16 protein-coding genes are annotated in these 17,044 nt (G+C 51.4%); 9 read left to right on the plus strand and 7 right to left on the minus strand.

Going from position 1 to position 17,044, the window contains the following annotated elements:
- Nucleotides 1-10: 10 nt before the first annotated feature.
- The gene (locus tag LX24_RS12615) at nucleotides 11-469 is read right to left on the minus strand and encodes a pyruvoyl-dependent arginine decarboxylase (RefSeq protein ID WP_166512507.1); all 459 of its coding nucleotides are present in this window, start codon (nucleotides 467-469) and stop codon (nucleotides 11-13) included.
- 178 nt (nucleotides 470-647) lie between these two features.
- Here LX24_RS12615 and LX24_RS12620 point away from each other — a divergent pair, with 178 nt between their 5' ends.
- Nucleotides 648-1,121, plus strand: a complete 474-nt coding sequence (locus tag LX24_RS12620; RefSeq protein WP_166512508.1) for a general stress protein — start codon at nucleotides 648-650, stop codon at nucleotides 1,119-1,121.
- 219 nt (nucleotides 1,122-1,340) lie between these two features.
- On the opposite strand, the gene LX24_RS12625 is transcribed toward LX24_RS12620, so the two are convergent.
- On the minus strand, nucleotides 1,341-2,195 hold the full coding sequence (locus tag LX24_RS12625; protein WP_166512509.1) for a TIM barrel protein: 855 nt from the start codon (nucleotides 2,193-2,195) through the stop codon (nucleotides 1,341-1,343).
- A 214-nt stretch (nucleotides 2,196-2,409) separates the two neighbouring features.
- Between LX24_RS12625 and LX24_RS12630 the strand changes: the two genes are divergently transcribed.
- The 4 genes from LX24_RS12630 to LX24_RS12645 all read left to right on the plus strand — a co-directional run bounded on the left by LX24_RS12630 (nucleotide 2,410) and on the right by LX24_RS12645 (nucleotide 5,595).
- A complete protein-coding gene (locus LX24_RS12630) occupies nucleotides 2,410-4,011 on the plus strand; it encodes an ABC transporter substrate-binding protein (RefSeq protein ID WP_166512510.1) in 1,602 nt (533 codons plus the stop codon).
- A gap of 103 nt (nucleotides 4,012-4,114) precedes the next feature.
- Complete coding sequence (locus tag LX24_RS14835) at nucleotides 4,115-4,780, plus strand: hypothetical protein (RefSeq protein ID WP_207706613.1); 666 nt, start codon at nucleotides 4,115-4,117, stop codon at nucleotides 4,778-4,780.
- Between the two features lie 252 nt (nucleotides 4,781-5,032).
- Nucleotides 5,033-5,275, plus strand: coding sequence for a hypothetical protein (locus LX24_RS12640; RefSeq protein WP_166512511.1), 243 nt, complete (start codon nucleotides 5,033-5,035; stop codon nucleotides 5,273-5,275).
- A 143-nt stretch (nucleotides 5,276-5,418) separates the two neighbouring features.
- Nucleotides 5,419-5,595 (plus strand): hypothetical protein, encoded by a 177-nt coding sequence (locus tag LX24_RS12645; protein WP_166512512.1) that lies wholly within the window; start codon nucleotides 5,419-5,421, stop codon nucleotides 5,593-5,595.
- A 58-nt stretch (nucleotides 5,596-5,653) separates the two neighbouring features.
- Here the strand turns inward: LX24_RS12645 and cooS are convergent, their stop codons facing one another.
- Genes cooS through LX24_RS12660 form a run of 3 tightly spaced genes read right to left on the minus strand, consistent with a single transcriptional unit; the run spans nucleotide 5,654 to nucleotide 9,342 of the window.
- Complete coding sequence (gene cooS / locus LX24_RS12650) at nucleotides 5,654-7,519, minus strand: anaerobic carbon-monoxide dehydrogenase catalytic subunit (protein WP_166512513.1); 1,866 nt, start codon at nucleotides 7,517-7,519, stop codon at nucleotides 5,654-5,656.
- Between the two features lie 48 nt (nucleotides 7,520-7,567).
- Complete coding sequence (locus LX24_RS12655; protein WP_207706614.1) at nucleotides 7,568-8,056, minus strand: 4Fe-4S dicluster domain-containing protein; 489 nt, start codon at nucleotides 8,054-8,056, stop codon at nucleotides 7,568-7,570.
- A 38-nt stretch (nucleotides 8,057-8,094) separates the two neighbouring features.
- Nucleotides 8,095-9,342, minus strand: coding sequence for an NAD(P)/FAD-dependent oxidoreductase (locus LX24_RS12660; protein ID WP_166512515.1), 1,248 nt, complete (start codon nucleotides 9,340-9,342; stop codon nucleotides 8,095-8,097).
- A gap of 124 nt (nucleotides 9,343-9,466) precedes the next feature.
- On the opposite strand from LX24_RS12660, the gene LX24_RS12665 reads away from it, so the two are divergent.
- Complete coding sequence (locus LX24_RS12665; protein WP_166512516.1) at nucleotides 9,467-9,877, plus strand: putative ABC transporter permease; 411 nt, start codon at nucleotides 9,467-9,469, stop codon at nucleotides 9,875-9,877.
- An 89-nt stretch (nucleotides 9,878-9,966) separates the two neighbouring features.
- Here the strand turns inward: LX24_RS12665 and LX24_RS12670 are convergent, their stop codons facing one another.
- Both LX24_RS12670 and glgP read right to left on the minus strand, forming a co-directional pair.
- Entirely contained in the window at nucleotides 9,967-10,545 is a 579-nt protein-coding gene (locus LX24_RS12670; RefSeq protein WP_166512517.1) for a uracil-DNA glycosylase, read from the minus strand.
- 135 nt (nucleotides 10,546-10,680) lie between these two features.
- Nucleotides 10,681-13,251, minus strand: coding sequence for an alpha-glucan family phosphorylase (gene glgP, locus LX24_RS12675; RefSeq protein ID WP_166512518.1), 2,571 nt, complete (start codon nucleotides 13,249-13,251; stop codon nucleotides 10,681-10,683).
- Between the two features lie 193 nt (nucleotides 13,252-13,444).
- Between glgP and LX24_RS12680 the strand changes: the two genes are divergently transcribed.
- The 3 genes from LX24_RS12680 to LX24_RS12690 are packed head-to-tail and all read left to right on the plus strand — an operon-like array spanning nucleotide 13,445 to nucleotide 16,932.
- Nucleotides 13,445-13,945, plus strand: a complete 501-nt coding sequence (locus LX24_RS12680; protein WP_166512519.1) for a DUF4912 domain-containing protein — start codon at nucleotides 13,445-13,447, stop codon at nucleotides 13,943-13,945.
- Nucleotides 13,946-13,959: 14 nt separating this feature from the next.
- Entirely contained in the window at nucleotides 13,960-16,728 is a 2,769-nt protein-coding gene (locus tag LX24_RS12685; protein ID WP_166512520.1) for a 1,4-alpha-glucan branching protein domain-containing protein, read from the plus strand.
- Between the two features lie 39 nt (nucleotides 16,729-16,767).
- Complete coding sequence (locus LX24_RS12690) at nucleotides 16,768-16,932, plus strand: hypothetical protein (protein WP_166512521.1); 165 nt, start codon at nucleotides 16,768-16,770, stop codon at nucleotides 16,930-16,932.
- Nucleotides 16,933-17,044: the final 112 nt, after the last annotated feature.

The raw sequence follows: 17,044 nt of genomic DNA on the forward strand, positions 1-17,044 counted from the left end.
TCCTGAGCAATTAATAGTACATAGGCACGGCTGCCAGTGCACAGCCCACTTTTTCCACCCGGTGCTCCGCAGCGGCGATTTTCATATCTTTTAACTCCATTCCCCGGGATGCAAATGCTTCCCGGAGCATTGACTCAATTTTAGCCGCCGCTTCATCACGGCTGCAGCGCCCTGCAAATTCCATAATTACACCAAAGGTGTCCTCGGAAAAACCCACACCCACCGCGGCGGCAATCAGTTCGCCGGGTACTTCGCTGCAAATGAAACCGTAAGCTGTGGGTACCAGTGAACCGGGGGGAATAATCAAATCCGGATCATATTCTGCAGCGGGAGGTAATATGCTGCTCACTCTAAGCAAATTGATATTGCCTATCTTGCCTGCCAGCAGTGCATTATCAAAAGCGGTCAGTTCGCTGTGACCTTCCGCAGCAGCAGCCGTTAAAAAAAACTTTTTTGGGGTAGGTAGCATGTTCATAATCCCCTTCCAATACTATATTTTGCAAAATAACAAAGAATATTATATCAAACCCAGAAAAAAAATAAACTGTATAATTCCACATTGTCGTAAATTTTACCGCTTGCGCATATTATCCCGGGTGTCGTGACATATTATCAAAGAATATTGGAAAAAGGAGGGTTTATATACCATGAAAACAGTATTAAGTACTTTCCCCAACCGGGATGCAGCGGAAAAGGCGGTAGCCGAACTGCGCCAGAAAGGGTTTGACAAAGACATATCTATTGTGGCCAAAGACGATCAAAACAGGGAGAACAACCAGTACACCACAATGGGAACCGATAGCGTCTCAGACGGTGCCACCACCGGCGGGGTGCTGGGCGGGCTGGCCGGACTGGCCATGGGGGCCGGGGCTCTGGCCATCCCGGGTGTCGGGCCGCTGATTGCCGCCGGTCCTATCGCCGGGCTGCTCTCAGGTGCCGCCACCGGTGGTATAGCCGGCGGTCTGGTGGACTATGGCATTCCCCAGGACCGCAGCAAGTATTACGAAGACAAGGTGAAGCAGGGCAGCATTCTGGTTTCTGTTCGCACCGATGACAACCGGGTCAACGAAGCCGCCGACACGCTGAGACGCTTTGGCGCGCAGGATGTGGAAACCCACTGATAGGAAGCGGCCAAACAGCCTGAAAAGACAGTTGTCTTGACGTCATTTTTATAGCATATCCGGTACAAGCCAAGGCTTGCATACTAAAACAGTTATAAAGGCTGCCCCGGGGCAGCCTTTATAACCTCTGTACATATGCCATCTATGAATAAAGCTTGTAAACACTATAAACTATCACGCCGGGCCTTCCTCAATCTCCCCACAGCCAAAGCCGGGGCTTTACAACGCTTTTTCGTAAATCTTCCGGTAAACCAGCGCGTCTTCAGCCTGCCGCCCGGCGGACTCGCAAATTACCGTGGGAGTCATTTCCCTTTCCCGCAGCAGCCGCGCCAGGTGTGCAAAATCGGGACCGAAACCTTCATCCAGCGTGGTACGATGGCGACGTTCCCCCGCCCGGGTAAATTCGATGGGACTGAAATGTATATGCAGGTTTGTTAATGCCCCCGCGCCCAGCACCGCCTCGATTTTATCCAGCACCGCGGCAAAAGCATCCCGGTCTACTAAAGCTCCCGCACCGGCGGCATGCAAGTGGCCGAAATCAATTGCCGGTACCACATTTTCCCCTGCGGTGCACAACTCAAGAATTTCATCCAGGTTGCCCAGTTGCGCCGGTTTACCCATTGTTTCCGGCGCCACCGCTATATCCCCCAAACCCTCGGCCCGGGCTATATCCAATAATTCAGCCAGGTGTTCCTTGGCCCGGCCCAGCGCAGCGGAGCGGTCATCCCCCACTTTACCACCCGGATGCATAACCACGGTCCGCGCCCCCATCCAAGCCGCAGCCCGCAGCGAATCCAAAAAATGCTTGCGGGTTTTTTCCCGGATGGCCTGGTCCATGGTTCCCAGGCTGATATAGTAAGGCGCGTGTATACTTAAGGCAATATCATGCTCCCGGGCCGCCTGACCCAGTTTGGTAGCAGTTTCTTCTTTTATATGTACCCCCCGAACACACTGGTATTCATAGGCATTGAGCCCCATACCGGCCAGCCACCGGGGCATATCCAGCGATGATTTAAAGCCCGCCGCGTAAAATGAATCAGCGTTCCCCGCCGGACCGAATCGCACCTTTTTCATATTCCCGTCCTTTCTCCATCCTTTTTATGCTAGTTACCACATTGTTTATATTTTAACATATTAACAGCCTTTTCCCACTTCCCGGCTGAAATACTTACTGAAATACTTATATGTTTATATAGATACCCGGCCATATAAAAAAGGATATTTTATAATTTTACAGTATTTGTATATTATGGATTTTCAGTAAAATTACAGCATGGGAGGTATAAGGATGACAAGGTCACTGGGTGTGCTTGTTATCAGCCTGTTTTGTCTATTGTTACTGGCCGTATTTATAAAACCTGAATTACCAACCCAAGGGTGGCTGACCACGGGCCGCACCGGCAACAACAGCACCACCGGCACCGGCGGTACAAGCATAATTATCGCCCAGAAATACACTGTGTCCACATTGGATCCGGCAGCCGCCGCTGATACCGGATCAATTCGGGTTATAGCCAACATTTATGAAGGGTTGGTAAGATTTAAGCCGGGCACGACCAAAATTGAACCCTGCCTGGCCCAATCGTGGAAGGTTTCCGAAGACGGGTTAATCTATACCTTTGACTTGCGGCGAAACGTTAGTTTCCACGACGGCACCCCACTGGACGCCCGGGCAGTTCAATACAGCGTGCAGAGGCAATTAACCGGTAAATCAACCAAAAACACAGCCTATGCCGGCTTTGTGTACGCCCCGCTGGACAAGGTAAAGGTAATTGACCGGCATACCATCGAGTTTCATCTGAAATATCCCTACGCCGCCTTTTTAAATAACCTGGCCATGCCCATGGCGGCACCGGTGGTCAGCCCGGCGGCACCACGCCTGCAAAGCGGCAAATTGGGGGCCCACCCGGCGGGCACCGGCCCGTTCATTTATGCCGGGGAAAAAAACGGCGGCCTGGTTCTGCAGGCCAATCCAGATTACTGGGCCGGGCCAGCCCGGGGGGAAATATTGTTTTTAACCATACCCAAGGCTGATCAAAGAGTGCAACAACTATTAAGCGGTCAGGTTGACATAGCTCTGGATTTAACCTTTGCCCAAACAGCCCGGTTACGTTTTAAGGGATACCCGGTGCTGCGGGCCACCGGGCTGGATATCGGTTATCTGGGCTTTTACACTGATCGCCGCCCATTTAACGAGCCCGGCGTGCGCCAGGCGGTGGCAGCAGCACTGAATTACCGGGAAATCCTGGAGGAACTCTGGCCCCAGGAAACGCGACCCGCCCATGGACCACTACCGCCAACGGTACTTGGTTATGATAAGGGAATAACCCAGATTGACTATGCACCCGATAAGTGTGCCCGGCTGTTAAAGGAGGCCGGCTATGACAAAGGATTATCCTTTGATTTGATTACTTACGAGCAGGAGCGACCCTACGCCCCCGGAGGCGGTAAGGTTTTAGCCGAAGCACTGGCCCGGTCGCTGGCCGGGCACGGTATTTCAGTACAGGTACGATCATATCCCTGGCAGCAATTCAAGCAGGCCCTGAGCCGCCGGGAAGGGGATGCTTTTTTGTACGGATGGATCAGCGACAATGGTGACCCGGATAACTTTTTATATACCCTGCTGGCGGCAAACCAGGTAAAGAGCGGGTTAAATATTACCCGTTATCACAATGAAGAGTTGGAAACATTGCTGGTGAGCGGTCGCCATACCAACGACCCGGAGATGCGGCAGCAAATTTATCGCGCCGCACAGCAGGTTATCAACCGGGACGTACCGTGGTTGGTGCTCAATCACAGTCTCCATTACGCCGCCACCTCCCCCTTGGTTAAGGGCTTTATACTGAGCCCGACGGATTGGCCGCTTTTAAATGGGGTCAGCAAAAATTAATGGGCCAAATTTGATTCCATTAAATTCCTTAAATATTAGTAGATTTTTGGCACATAATATGCCTGAAAGATTTTAACCAAAACAATTCCAAGGGGGTAAGTCAATGGATCAATTTTATCAACTGCAGCAACAAATCCAGAGATTGCGCCAGGAAGTCAACAGTATTTCCCAAATGACTTCCCAACTACAACAATTTGAACAGAACAACGCAGCCCAGTTGCAGCGCCTGCAGCAACAAGAGGCAAATGCTACCCAGCAATTACAAAGAATTCAGCAGATTTGCGGCCAGATTAACAACGACCTGAACAGCGTTAGCAATGCGGCCCAACAGGCCAGCCAGTCCCTGGCACAAAGCTTTACTCCGCTGGGTACCGGCGGCTATAGCCAACAGTTCGGCACCTTCGGCAACCAGTTCACCACCGGTGCGTACAGCCAAAACCAGCATTACCAGCCGAACTATATATCCAGCACGCCTTTTCAGCAGCAACGCTTTGGTACCCAGTACACAGGTAGCTATGCACCTGTTCAATCGGGTTACGCCCAAAGCTTTAACCAGTCCTTTGGCGGGGGTTATGTCTCACCCAATATGATGTCTTACAGTTACACCCAGGGTTACGGATACGGCGGCCAGCAGCAAAACCAAAGCTTTGCGGAAAACCAGCAAATCAGCCAGCAAGCCCAGCAAGCACTGGCTAACCGGATGAACCAAAACTTATCCAACCTGAACAACCAGTTTTCCACAACATCTAATATTTATTCCGGTTTTTAATTGCCAGGCATAATCGCACCTGCGTTTTAATCCAAACCTGTTTTGCGGCTAACCAGTGGCCAAAGAACATAAATGGTTTAGGTCGATTCACCAAAACCCGAAGCTCCCTTGTGGCGCTTCGGGTTTTTATGCTCCAAAATATTGAGATTTTCTTCAACCTTATACTGTATAAATAGACAAATATCCCCCGTTAACATATTTTACCTGTTGGTTTATAATATGGAAAAGGGTATTTTCAGGGGGTGGTAAGTTTTGGCGAAGATTATAAAGGAGGGCGCCTCTTACAGTCAGCGTGAAGTTGTTGATTTACTGGTGGAATTTTCCGCATTTAAAGACCGGGTGGAAAAAAAGTTTAAGATACTGGCTAATGAACTGGACGGAAAAAATAACGAACATGAACTATGGGTCAATTTATATCTGATCTCCACGGATTATTCTGAGGAGTTAATAAACAAGCGACAGAAACAAACTGAAAATTTACAAAAAATATCATAAAAAATTTATATATGCTACACCGGTGTTAAAGGGTTAAACTCCGGCTTCCAAGTAAAATATCCCATGTAATGATGTATAAAATAGACTCCCCCAGGCAATAAATTAATTATCGGACAAATTTAATATTACAGGAGGCGTTACTATTGCAGGGTGTTTCAACCAGTTGGATCGTTATCGGTTTGGGGGTTATTGTTTCTTTGATTGGTTGGTACGTGGGAGGCAACTGGGGGGCCGGAATCCTGGGTTTCGGCCTGGCCCATATATTACTGGGGGCCCTGGACATGTTCAGGCCCACAGTTAGAACCGAAGGACAGCAATAACACTACTAGTGAAAAAGCGACAAGACCTGCTGGAGGCTTGTCGCTTTTTCATTTGTCATTAAGCCTTTAAACCAAGGGACACCCTTTTACCGGCTATGTGTTTGACAGCCAACTCCGCGGCGGCAACGGGATCTTCCTCCACAGCAAATTTGGCACCGATCACTTCATCTGCGCCACTGGTAAGCAATGCAGCAACATTTTTACTACCCAGTACGGGCGGTACAGTACCCAGTATAGTGAAAATACCGGAGCCGATCACGTACGCTCCTATGGAGACCGCCTTTTCGGACATCCACTCCGGGGCCGCACCAACCAGTGGCAAATCGGCGATATCAACACCCAAAGCATTGGCTATAGCCGCCGCAACGGTTAAAATGCGGCTTATATCCACACAAGAACCCATATGCAGTACCGGAGGTACATTTAAGCCTTTACAAACAGCCTTTAATCCCTCTCCGGCCTCATCCGCAGCCCCGGGCAGCAGCATACCGTCCTTGGCACAGGCGATGGCGGCACAACCTGTGGCCACCACCAGGATATCGTTCTTAATCAGTTCACGAATAAAGGTTAAATGACTGTAATCCTGCCGGTACTTAGGATTATTGCAACCCACCACGCCGGCAATACCTTTAACGGAACCGGACTTTAAAGCATCAATAAGGGGACTTAAGGTGCCGCCCAGCGCCGCCAACAGGGCCTCCACGCTAAAGCCGGCCATATATTCCATCCGGTCCGAGGGAATACTGACCTTTTCCCGGCGGCGGTTGGAATAGTTTTCCACGGCCAGGCGGAGTATTTTTTTCGCCACCTCCATGGCATTATGCTCGTCAAAGGGAACATGCAAAGCGCCCGGGAATTTAGCCTTGGGTGAAGTGGATATTACTTTGGTATGGTAACAGCCGGCAATTTGGGGCAGAGAAGGCATGATGCACTGAACATCCACAATCACTGCTTCGACAGCACCGGTAACAATGGCCAGTTCCTGCTGCAAAAAGTTGCCCGCCAGCGGTACACCGTGGCGCATAAGTACTTCATTGCCCGTGCAGCACATGCCGCAGACATTGATGCCGCTGGCCCCTCTTTGCCTGGCTTCGGCCAGCAGTTCTTCATCCCTGGCGGCAAAGACGATAATGTCGGAAAGGGTGGGCTCGTGGCCGTGCAATATGATATTCACCTGGTCTTCCATTAAAACACCCAGATTACAAACGCCCTTTACCGGCTGGGGTGTGCCAAATAAAATATCGGATAATTCAGTAGCAATGCAGGACCCTCCCCAGCCGTCACTCAACGCTGTTCGCAAACCTTGCAAAATCAAGCTGGTATAGTCATTATCCACCCCCATATGGGTGCGGTGCATACTCTCCACCACTTCCCGGTCAATACCCCGCGGTGTTATGCCCAGCTTGTCCCAAAGCTCTCTCCTTTGGACGGGAGCGCGGTTAATGAATTGCAGCGACCCCTTTTTGGTACCGAACTCCTCCAGCACCGCCCCGGCCAGTTCCAGGGCGATTTCCTGGACGGAACGGCCCTCCACAACAATACCGAATTCAGTGGCCACAGCCTTTAACTTGGCTTCATCCTTGATGGGGTAATCACGGGCTTCTCCCCTGGCCGATGCGTAAAGGGTGGCGGCAATACCCCGCCCGTGATCGGAATGGGCGGCGGCCCCGGCAGCAATAGCCCTCAACAAATTGCGGGCTACAATGGTGTCGGCGTCAGCACCGCATACCCCGGTATCCGGGCCGTCACCAAAGGGATCAATACGGCATGGACCCATGTTGCAATTGCGACAACAAACCCCCAGTTGACCAAACCCGCACTGGGGTTGCTGAGCCACCAACCGGTCCCAGGCCAGTTTTACATTATCATCGCCGGCCTTTTTTATCATTTTCAAGGTGGCCTTGTCCACACTTTTTTCGGACAATTTAAATCCCTCCTCAATTCCCTAAGTTAAATCATTTTTACCGGCTATTTATAAAACGGTCTGCAAATACTGCTGCCTTCTACGCCGGCTGAAATCGTCCGCCACAGTAAACTCCAGCGCTTTGGTGGGACAAGCCCGTACACAGGCCGGGATCCCGTTAACATCCAAGCAGCCCCGGTCGCATTTAACCGCCACCCGGCCGGCTGCCCGGCTCCGGATAACTCCGTAAGGACAGACCATTACACACATCCAGCAGCCGTTACAGGGAGCAGCGCCTCCCTCGTTGGTTACCACACCTTCCGGCGTGCGATGCATAGCCCCGGTAATACAGGCATCTATGCACGGGGCTTCCTGGCAATGGCGACAGTTCAAAGGTATTTTTTTCTCCCCCACCTGGTGCACAAAAATACGCTTAAGGGGTTTTATGTCTTCACCCAGCGCCCCCAGCAGTGTTTTGCTCTCGGAATGCGCCACTGCACAGGCTAACTCACAGGAACGGCAGCCCAAACAGCGTTCCATATTTACCAATACCTCCATAAGACCGACACCCCCTTTGTGGATCGCTATATACTTAATCAGCTGGTTAATAAATCCCAAACACATACAGTTCCGTCCTGCAACTTTTGTTTAAGGGTTTGGGACACCGGGATCCCTTTTTTGACCAGAGCTGTATACACGCCGGCCCGGTCTATATTGCCCAGCATGATAAAGCCAACCAAGCGGTCTTGTTTAAAAACCAGTTTGCGATAATAATGTAAGGTACGGGATACATGTACCGTATATTCCGCAGCCTTGCCGTCAATACGCACCTGCCCCACCGAAACCAGCGGCAGGCCGCCGAACTGGGTGGCATTGAGGCGGGTAACCGGTGGCGGGTAAACCCGGGGCTTGCCCAGCATATTGAATGCTGCACAGCGCCCCTGCTCCACAGCCAAAGGCCACAGCCCCGAAGGGACAGGCCGGCCTGTCAGGAGGTCGTTAACCTCAATGCAGTCCCCCGCAGCAAAAACACCGGGCAGAGTGGTTTGCATATGCTCGTCAACCTTGATCCCTTTACCCACCATGCCCCCCGCATTGCGTACAAGGGTAATATTGGGCAGCACTCCCTTACCCACCACAACTAAATCCGCAGGTATTTCACTCCCGTCAACCAGTATTATCGACCGCAAACTGCCTTTACCTGGATTCTTTACATACTCCGCCGGCCTGGCCCCAAAAATGCAGTTAATACCCTGATTATTTAACTCCCGCTCCAGCATGGCGGCGCTTTCTTCATCCAATTGACGCACCAAAAGGTGCGGGCTTTCAACCAGCAACGTCACCCGCTGCACACCCCGCTTGCGCAGGGCGACTGCAGCCTTTAGCCCCACCAGGCCGCCCCCGACGACCACCGCTTGTTTACCCTTGTCCGCCGCCTCACCAATAGCCCGGGCCTGCCGGTAAGTACGCAAGGTAAATATGCCCTCAACACCGGTACCCGACCCGGTTGGTGCCACGGGAACGGCCCCGGTGGCCACCAAAAGCCTGTCATAGCCAATGGCCCGTCCATCATGCAGTAAAACTTGCCTTTGCGCCGGTTCCAGGCTCACCACCCGGGTATCTTTAATAATGGAAAAATTGTTTTTCCGGCCAAAACCCGGCGCTCGCCAGGTAATACCGGCAAGTTCTTTGGCACCGGCCAGTACATCCGGTATTAAACACCGGGCATACCCGGATTCGGGCTCGTCCGTAACAATAGTAATGGATGCCTCGCTATCATTGGCCCGTAGTGTTTCAGCGGCTGTTAATCCCGCCGCACTGCCACCGATGATGACATATTTCAACGCGCACACCCCCTTTTACGTAAAATCACAATAATAAAAGGCATTCAATATTGGTATTTATTTTCCTGCTCCGCCATATTTTATTTTTTTACATATTAAGAGGAAAAGCGCGCAAAATATTACCATGTGGACCAGGTTTGTTATTTATGGCCTACTGGGCTGGAATATGGAGATAATCTTTACCGGTTTCATGTCCGGATTAAATGGTAATGTCCGTTTGACAGCCCACACTTATTTGTGGATGCTGCCCATTTACGGGCTGGCGGTGTTCCTGGAACCGCTGCACAATGCTATGCGCCCGCTGCACTGGTATCTGAGAGGGATGATCTGGGTACTGGTCATCTGGACAGTGGAACTAGCCACGGGCGGGCTGATCCGCGCCATTGTCGGCACCAGCCCGTGGATATATAAGGATGGATGGCAGGTGGCAGGCCTGATCCGCCTGGATATGGCCCCGCTGTGGTTTATGGTGGGATTGATATTTGAGCACATTCATGACCGGCTGGCGGGCAGGCGTGTTTTATCTTTTGAATGAAGTGCAAGGGCACGCCGGTATACATACTAACTTCATATTTACAATAGACGGGATTATATCATTGAAGCTTTGAAGGAATCCTTGCAGCTTTATCGCTTTTGTCGCAGCCAGGCGCCCAGTTTTTTAAAATCATTCTCGATGACCTCAATTAAAGCCCGGCGATAAATCGACGCCGCCGGGTGGTACATGGGAAAAACAGTGTATTTTTCCAGCTCAAAGGGCTGCCCGTGGCAGTTTCCTACCCGCATATCACTACCGCCCAGTCTTTTCAGGGCTACATCACCCAGGGTGACAATCACCCGGGGTGATAGTATGGCCAGCTCCTCATCCAACCAGCGGGCGCAGTGTTTTACTTCACAGGCCACAGGCCTTCGATTGGCCCGCCCGTTATTTTTTGTGGGGCGGCATTTTACCGTATTGGTAATAAACACGTCCCGGCGCTCCAGACCGGCCAAACCAAGGTGACCGGCCAAATTATGGCCGGCCTGGCCGACAAAGGGCAGGCCCTGCTTGATTTCTTCGCCCCCCGGTGCCTCGCCCAAAAAAACAATACGGGAACCCGGATAGCCGCGATCCCAAACCAGCCCGGCCCCCGTCCTTTCCCCGGGGCACGGGCACTGGCAACCGGTGATACGATTATATAATTGCAGCAATGCTTTTTCTTTCATATCTACCCCTGATGTTAATATAAAATGTGCTGTAAAATGGCATGACCACCGGCCCCGGGCAAAGCTGGGACAGCGCTCTCTTGCATAACATGGACCGGTGGTTTTGCGATTTTATAAGTACTTCCCCTTGCTTTTCTACAACGACGATGTCCAGCATACCAGCGGCAGTTCGAAATGGTGGGCGAAATGGGGGCTGTGGGGGCGCACCCGCACCGTATAGCCAAAGGTGCCCTGGGGCAGGCTGATGTCTCCGGCGTATACAACCCGGTCCGTCTCTCCGGCGACACTTGCCTCAGACAAAGGGATTGCTTTAATCCCTTTTAGGCCACGCACAGCCACCTCACCATACACAATTTCCACACACACGTTGTCCCGGGGCACCGGACCCAGTTCCACGGTGGCCCGCACGGTAAGCTTTTCTTCGGGATGCATGCTTTCGGCACCGCTGGTTTCCACACCGGAAATTTTCACATGATGCCAGTTTTCCCGCAGAAAATTTTTCAACCGGTACAGGTCATGGCACACCTGGTAACTGCGGGAACTAAGTAACCGGCTTCTTTCGTGGGCCTTCAGGTAATATTTTTGCGTGTACTCCAACACCATTCGCTGGGTACTGAAGTAAGGGGTGATGGTTTTAATGGACTCTTTCATCCACTCCGCCCATTTCCTGGGCACCCCCACCGTTTGCTCATAATAAGCCGGTATAATCACCTTTTCCAGTAGCGCAAACAACGAATAGTAATCATGCTGATCCCGGGCATCATCGCTGGGAAAATCCCAGTCCTCGCCCACGGCAAAGCCGTTTCTCCCATTATAAGCCTCGGGCCACCAGCCGTCCAGCACGCTGCAATTCAGCACGCCATTGACGGCTGCTTTCATGCCGCTGGTGCCGCTGGCTTCCAGCGGGCGGCGGGGGGTATTCAGCCACACATCCACCCCCTGCAGCAAATAGCGGGAAATATTGATATCATAGTTTTCCAGGAACACGACCTTACCCCTGAAGCGCTCATCAGCGGCCACATCATTAATTAATTTGATTAGTTCCTGGCCCGGCTTATCCGCAGGGTGAGCTTTGCCGGCAAAAATAAACTGCACCGGTCGCTTTTGGTCATTAACCAGCGCGGCAAGCCTGTCTTTATCTCTGAAAAGTAGCCCGGCCCGCTTATAAGTGGCAAACCGCCGGGCAAAACCAATGGTCAGTACCTCGGGACGCAGGTAATTTTCCACTTCCTTTATCCGGTCCAGTGTTTCATGGTTACGCACCCGCTGTTGAACCAGGTGGCGGCGGGCAAATTGCACCATTTTCTCTTTAAGGCTCATATGTACCTCCCACAACTCCCGGCCGGGTATGTTCTCCACCCGTTCCCAATCGGGGAGATCCGAGACACATCTTCTCCATGACTCACCAAGGTATTTGTTAAACAGTTTGCGCATCTCCGGAGCCAGCCAGGTCAGGGTATGCACACCGTTTGTCACATGCCCAATGGGAACTTCTTCCAGGGGAATATCAGGGTAAAGGGTATGAAACATGGAACGGGTTACCTCGCCGTGCAGGCGACTGACCCCGTTGCAAAACCCGCACTGTTTCAGGGCCAGCAAAGTCATATTGAACCCGCCGCGGTCCTGGTCATGGGCCAATTGCAAAAATTGCTCCCTGTTAAGGCCCAGCCTGGGATACAAATATCCAAAATAGCGATCAATCATTTCCGGGTTGAAGATATCATGCCCGGCGGGTACCGGGGTATGGGTGGTAAACAAGGTGTCCGCCCGTAATGCCTCCAGGGCCGCCCCCACCGGCAATCCCTTATCTTCAACGAACTCCCGCAGCCGTTCCACCAGCAAAAAGGCGGCATGCCCCTCGTTGATGTGCCACACCGTAGGTGCATATCCCAGTGCCCTGAGCGCCCGTACGCCACCCATGCCCAGAAGAATCTCCTGACCGATGCGCGTCTCCTGGTCGCCCCCATACAACTGTCCCGTGAGTTCCCGGTCCTCGCGGCTGTTAACGGGCAAATCAGCGTCTAAAAAGTAAATGGTAACTCTACCCACTTGAATTTGCCATACCCGGGCATGCACTTGCCGCCCCGGTAATTCCACCGCCACCAACAACTCCCGGCCGCTGCCGTCCAGGGCTGGAGTAATGGGCAATGCACTGAAGTTTTGATAGCGGTAATGGGCTTCCTGGCGTCCTTCCTGGTTAATTAACTGGGTGAAATAACCATGTTTATAAAGCAACCCTACCCCCACAAAGGGAAGCCCCAGATCACTGGCTGCTTTGCAGTGATCCCCGGCTAATAGTCCCAGACCACCGGAATATGTGGGGTATGATTCATGCAAGCCGAATTCAGCCGAAAAATAGGCAATCAAACCATCTTGCTGGTTTTGCCCGGCACCGCTAAATTTTACTTTATTTTTATCATACCAGGTTTCCTGCTGCATATAAATGTCGAATGAGTCAATTGCTTGCCTGTACTGGCTTAAAAAATTTTCACTGGCGGCCGCCCTTTTCAAATCGGATTCATCCACCTGTAACAAAAATTGTACCGGGTTATGGTAGACCTCCTCCCATAAATCAGGATTAATGGATTTAAATAAGGCAACGGCGCAATCATTCCAGCTAAAATAAAGGTTATAGGCCAATTCCCTTAGGCGGTTAATCTCCCGGGGTAAACGGGGGATAACCGTAACAGTGCGAAAGGCAAACATTTTTCATACCCCCAATCTCATAAATTAAATAATCAAACTGGAATTATAATACGGTTGTTTGGCAATATTGGTGTTTTATACAATCTTAACACAAGTTACGTTAATTTGCACAATCTTAACATATTATGGTACTATTAATAAATATTTCTGTTATAATTAAGTGAATGATTTCCTACTTAGAAGGTGATTGTTTATGTCAATTATCATTGATAGGATGGAATTACCCCGTTGGTACGATGAAAATAAAATTGTTTTTATGGTGGTCAACCCCACAACCGCTTATTTATACTGGGAACTGGCCTTTAGCCAGTGCAAAGCTTTGCAGGGTAACCGGCCATCACTGCGTCTATTTGAAATTCCCGCCCAGCAGCAGCATTTTGAGCAACCCCGGCTGGTAAAAAGTATAGTACTGCCGGCATTTACGGATAACTGGTATTTTAATGAATTACAAAGCGGACGCCAATACCAGGCGGAAATAGGCTGGGAGCAAAACCACGTTTTTTTCAGTATCCTCAGATCCAACACCATAAGCATGCCACCGGCAACACCGCTGGCCGTACCAAGCAATGTTAAATGGCAGCCCGTAAATCATATTTCAGAAAAACCCACCCTCCACGCCAACCGGCCAGTGGGTTCGGTTGATGAATTAATACAGCAAATGTCCTTTTACATGGGCATAAAGGAAGTATCTTAGATGGGAGGAGCGGCGTGAACAAAGGTTATCTGGCCCTGGTGCTGCACGGTCATCTCCCCTACGTGCGTCACCCGGAAGTACCCGAAATGCTGGAAGAAAGATGGCTGTTTGAGGCGCTGACAGAGTGTTACTTACCACTTTTAAATGTCTTTGATTCGTTACAAAGGGATGGGGTAAATTTTCGCCTCACCCTTTCCCTGTCCCCGACCTTAATCACTATGTTGGACGATGAGCTCTTACAGGAACGTTACCTGAAACACCTGCATAAATCCATTAAACTGGCCGAACTGGAGCAAAAACGCCTCCAAAATGACCCGCATTACAGGCACCTAGCCGGTTTTTACCTGGAAACACTGGTTAAGATTAAAGAACAGTATGAACAGTATTCATATAACCTGATTAAACCGCTGAAACAGCTACAGGAAGAAGGCTTTTTGGAAATAATCACCACCTGCGCCACCCATGGATTTTTACCGTTGATGGCGAGCCGGTCCAGCTGGCAGGCGCAAATCCAAACCGCCCTGCAGTTATACACCAGGTATTTTGACCAACCACCGGCCGGTATATGGCTGCCCGAATGCGCTTACACACCGGGTCTGGACGAGGTGTTAAAGGAATACCGGATTAGTTACTTTTTTGTGGACACCCACGGTATCACCCACAGCAGACCGGCACCGCTGTATGGTACTTATGCACCGGTTTGCACCCGCGCCGGGGTGGCCGCCTTTGGCCGGGACCCCGATTCATCCCGGCAGGTATGGGACCGGCACAGCGGGTACCCGGGCGATCCCTGGTACAGGGAGTTTTACCGGGATATCGGCTACGACCTGGATCTTTCTTATATCGGGCCATTTCTACCCGGGAACAACATCCGGGTGGATACCGGCTTTAAATACCACCGTATTACAGGCAACGGCCAGCATAAGGAGCCATATTTGCCCGCCATGGCCCGGGAACGGGCTGCCCGTCATGCCGAGGACTTTTTACACCAGCGTTGCCGGCAAATAGAACAGGCGGCTTGCCACATGGATCGCCATCCACTGGTTGTGGCGCCCTATGACGCAGAACTGTTCGGGCACTGGTGGTACGAGGGTCCGGCCTGGCTGAATTTTCTTTGCCGGGAAATAGCTGCCTGCGATATATTGCATATGGTCACCCCCGCCGAATACTTGTTAGAATACCCGGATAACCAGGCGGTTGACATACCCATGTGCAGTTGGGGTGCAGGGGGATACAATGAATTCTGGCTCAACCCTTCCAACGACTGGCTCTACAAGCACCTGCACCGGGCCGAGGACAAAATGACTGAGCTGGCCGACAGCCACCCCAAAGCGAAAGACTTGACTGCCAGGTGTTTAAACCAGGCCGCCCGGGAATTGTTATTGGCCCAGAGCAGCGACTGGCCATTTATTATCCATTCGAATACGGCGGTGGAATACGCCGTACGGAGGTTTAAGAACCATATCGGACGGTTTAATATACTGGCTCAAATGTTGGAAAGCAGTAATATCGACCCTGAAATACTGGAGGCTATCGAAACCCGCTCCAAGTTTCTGCCCGATATTGATTACCATATTTACCGCAGCCACACCACAGCCCGTCGTCCCGCAACCGCCCGTTCGGGATACCGTATTTTAATGTTGTCGTGGGAGTACCCTCCCAAAACAGTGGGTGGGCTGGCCAGGCACGTCCATGACCTATCCTGCGCCCTGGCCGCCCTGGGGGATGAAGTTCACGTCATCACCTGCCCGGTTTCGGACAGAGGTATATACAGCCTGGAACGGGGTGTGCACGTTCACCGTATCCACCCCGACCGGCTTACCGCCCAAAATTTTATGGAATGGGTAGGACAATTGAATACCGCCATGGTTGAACGGTCCGGCAAGCTGGCGGAGGTGTTCGGCACCTTTGATCTGGTGCACGCCCATGATTGGCTGGTGGGCGATGCGGCCGGTAAAATCTGTGACCAAATGGCGCTACCCCTGGTAGCCACCATCCACGCCACCGAGCACGGGCGAAACCAGGGGCTTTATACCGATTTACAAAGACATATCCATAGCCTGGAACAAGAACTGGCCAACCGGGCCGATTTAATTATCGGCTGCAGCCGGTATATGGGCCGGGAGATAGCCCGTTTATTCAACCAGCCCGCTGATAAGATTAACATTATTCCCAATGGAGTAGATATCGATAGCATATCACCGGACCGGGAGAAAAAGTCACCCGGCGAGGAAAAAAGTATTGTTTTTCTGGGCCGGCTGGTACCGGAAAAGGGCGTGCAGGTGCTGATCAAAGCGCTGCCTTTAATATTACAACAAGCAGGACCGGTAAAACTGCACATCGCCGGTAAAGGGCCGTATCAATCGGAGCTGGCGAAACTAGCCCGGGATTTGGGCGTAGCCGGACAGGTGCACTTTAACGGGTTTGTCAATGACCATGACCGCAACAAGCTGCTGGGCCGGTCAGACGTAGCCGTATTTCCCAGTCTTTACGAACCTTTCGGTATCGTGGCCCTGGAGGCTATGGCCGCAGGTATACCGGTGGTGGTTTCCGATACCGGGGGACTGCGGGATATCATTGAGCACGGCATAGACGGGTACTGCGCGCCGCCCGGCGACCCCGCCATGCTGGCCCATTATATTGCCGAATTGCTCAATAATCCCGAGTTGGCACGTCACTTTACCAGGCGAGCCAGGCGCAATGTAGCGGTTAAATTTAACTGGCAGCAGATTGCCTCCGACACCCTGGAGGTATATAGCAGGGTCAGGCTTAAAATTTCTTAAAAATAGTGATGGTGCCGGTTATTGACCGGCACTTAAAAAATGAAATCTCCTTCCCCCGACAGAGGAAGGAGATTTCTTGTCAAGCCCGTAATGACCTTCGCTACAACCACCATGAGTATCTACGTAGCCCACGACAACCTTTCGGCTGCCATGAACCATTACGACACCCATAATGATCTTTGCTCGACCATTATGGATACCTGATGAGCCTGCAACAATCTCTCGACTGCTGCAAACCCAAAAACAAACCCAAAGCTATAATATTCGGCACCCATAATCATCTTAGCTCGACCGGTAACCATCCCTTACGACCATA

This window comes from Desulfallas thermosapovorans DSM 6562 (assembly GCF_008124625.1).
GTDB lineage: Bacteria > Bacillota > Desulfotomaculia > Desulfotomaculales > Desulfallaceae > Sporotomaculum > Sporotomaculum thermosapovorans.

What these genes read in the sequence shown, in the direction of transcription:
- LX24_RS12615 (WP_166512507.1), bottom strand. Translation starts at nt 469, where the DNA reads ATGCTACCTACCCCAAAAAAGTTTTTTTTAACGGCTGCTGCTGCGGAA.
- LX24_RS12620 (WP_166512508.1), top strand. Translation starts at nt 648, where the DNA reads ATGAAAACAGTATTAAGTACTTTCCCCAACCGGGATGCAGCGGAAAAG.
- LX24_RS12625 (WP_166512509.1), bottom strand. Translation starts at nt 2,195, where the DNA reads ATGAAAAAGGTGCGATTCGGTCCGGCGGGGAACGCTGATTCATTTTAC.
- LX24_RS12630 (WP_166512510.1), top strand. Translation starts at nt 2,410, where the DNA reads ATGACAAGGTCACTGGGTGTGCTTGTTATCAGCCTGTTTTGTCTATTG.
- LX24_RS14835 (WP_207706613.1), top strand. Translation starts at nt 4,115, where the DNA reads ATGGATCAATTTTATCAACTGCAGCAACAAATCCAGAGATTGCGCCAG.
- LX24_RS12655 (WP_207706614.1), bottom strand. Translation starts at nt 8,056, where the DNA reads ATGGAGGTATTGGTAAATATGGAACGCTGTTTGGGCTGCCGTTCCTGT.
- LX24_RS12665 (WP_166512516.1), top strand. Translation starts at nt 9,467, where the DNA reads ATGTGGACCAGGTTTGTTATTTATGGCCTACTGGGCTGGAATATGGAG.
- LX24_RS12670 (WP_166512517.1), bottom strand. Translation starts at nt 10,545, where the DNA reads ATGAAAGAAAAAGCATTGCTGCAATTATATAATCGTATCACCGGTTGC.
- glgP (WP_166512518.1), bottom strand. Translation starts at nt 13,251, where the DNA reads ATGTTTGCCTTTCGCACTGTTACGGTTATCCCCCGTTTACCCCGGGAG.
- LX24_RS12680 (WP_166512519.1), top strand. Translation starts at nt 13,445, where the DNA reads ATGTCAATTATCATTGATAGGATGGAATTACCCCGTTGGTACGATGAA.
- LX24_RS12690 (WP_166512521.1), top strand. Translation starts at nt 16,768, where the DNA reads ATGAAATCTCCTTCCCCCGACAGAGGAAGGAGATTTCTTGTCAAGCCC.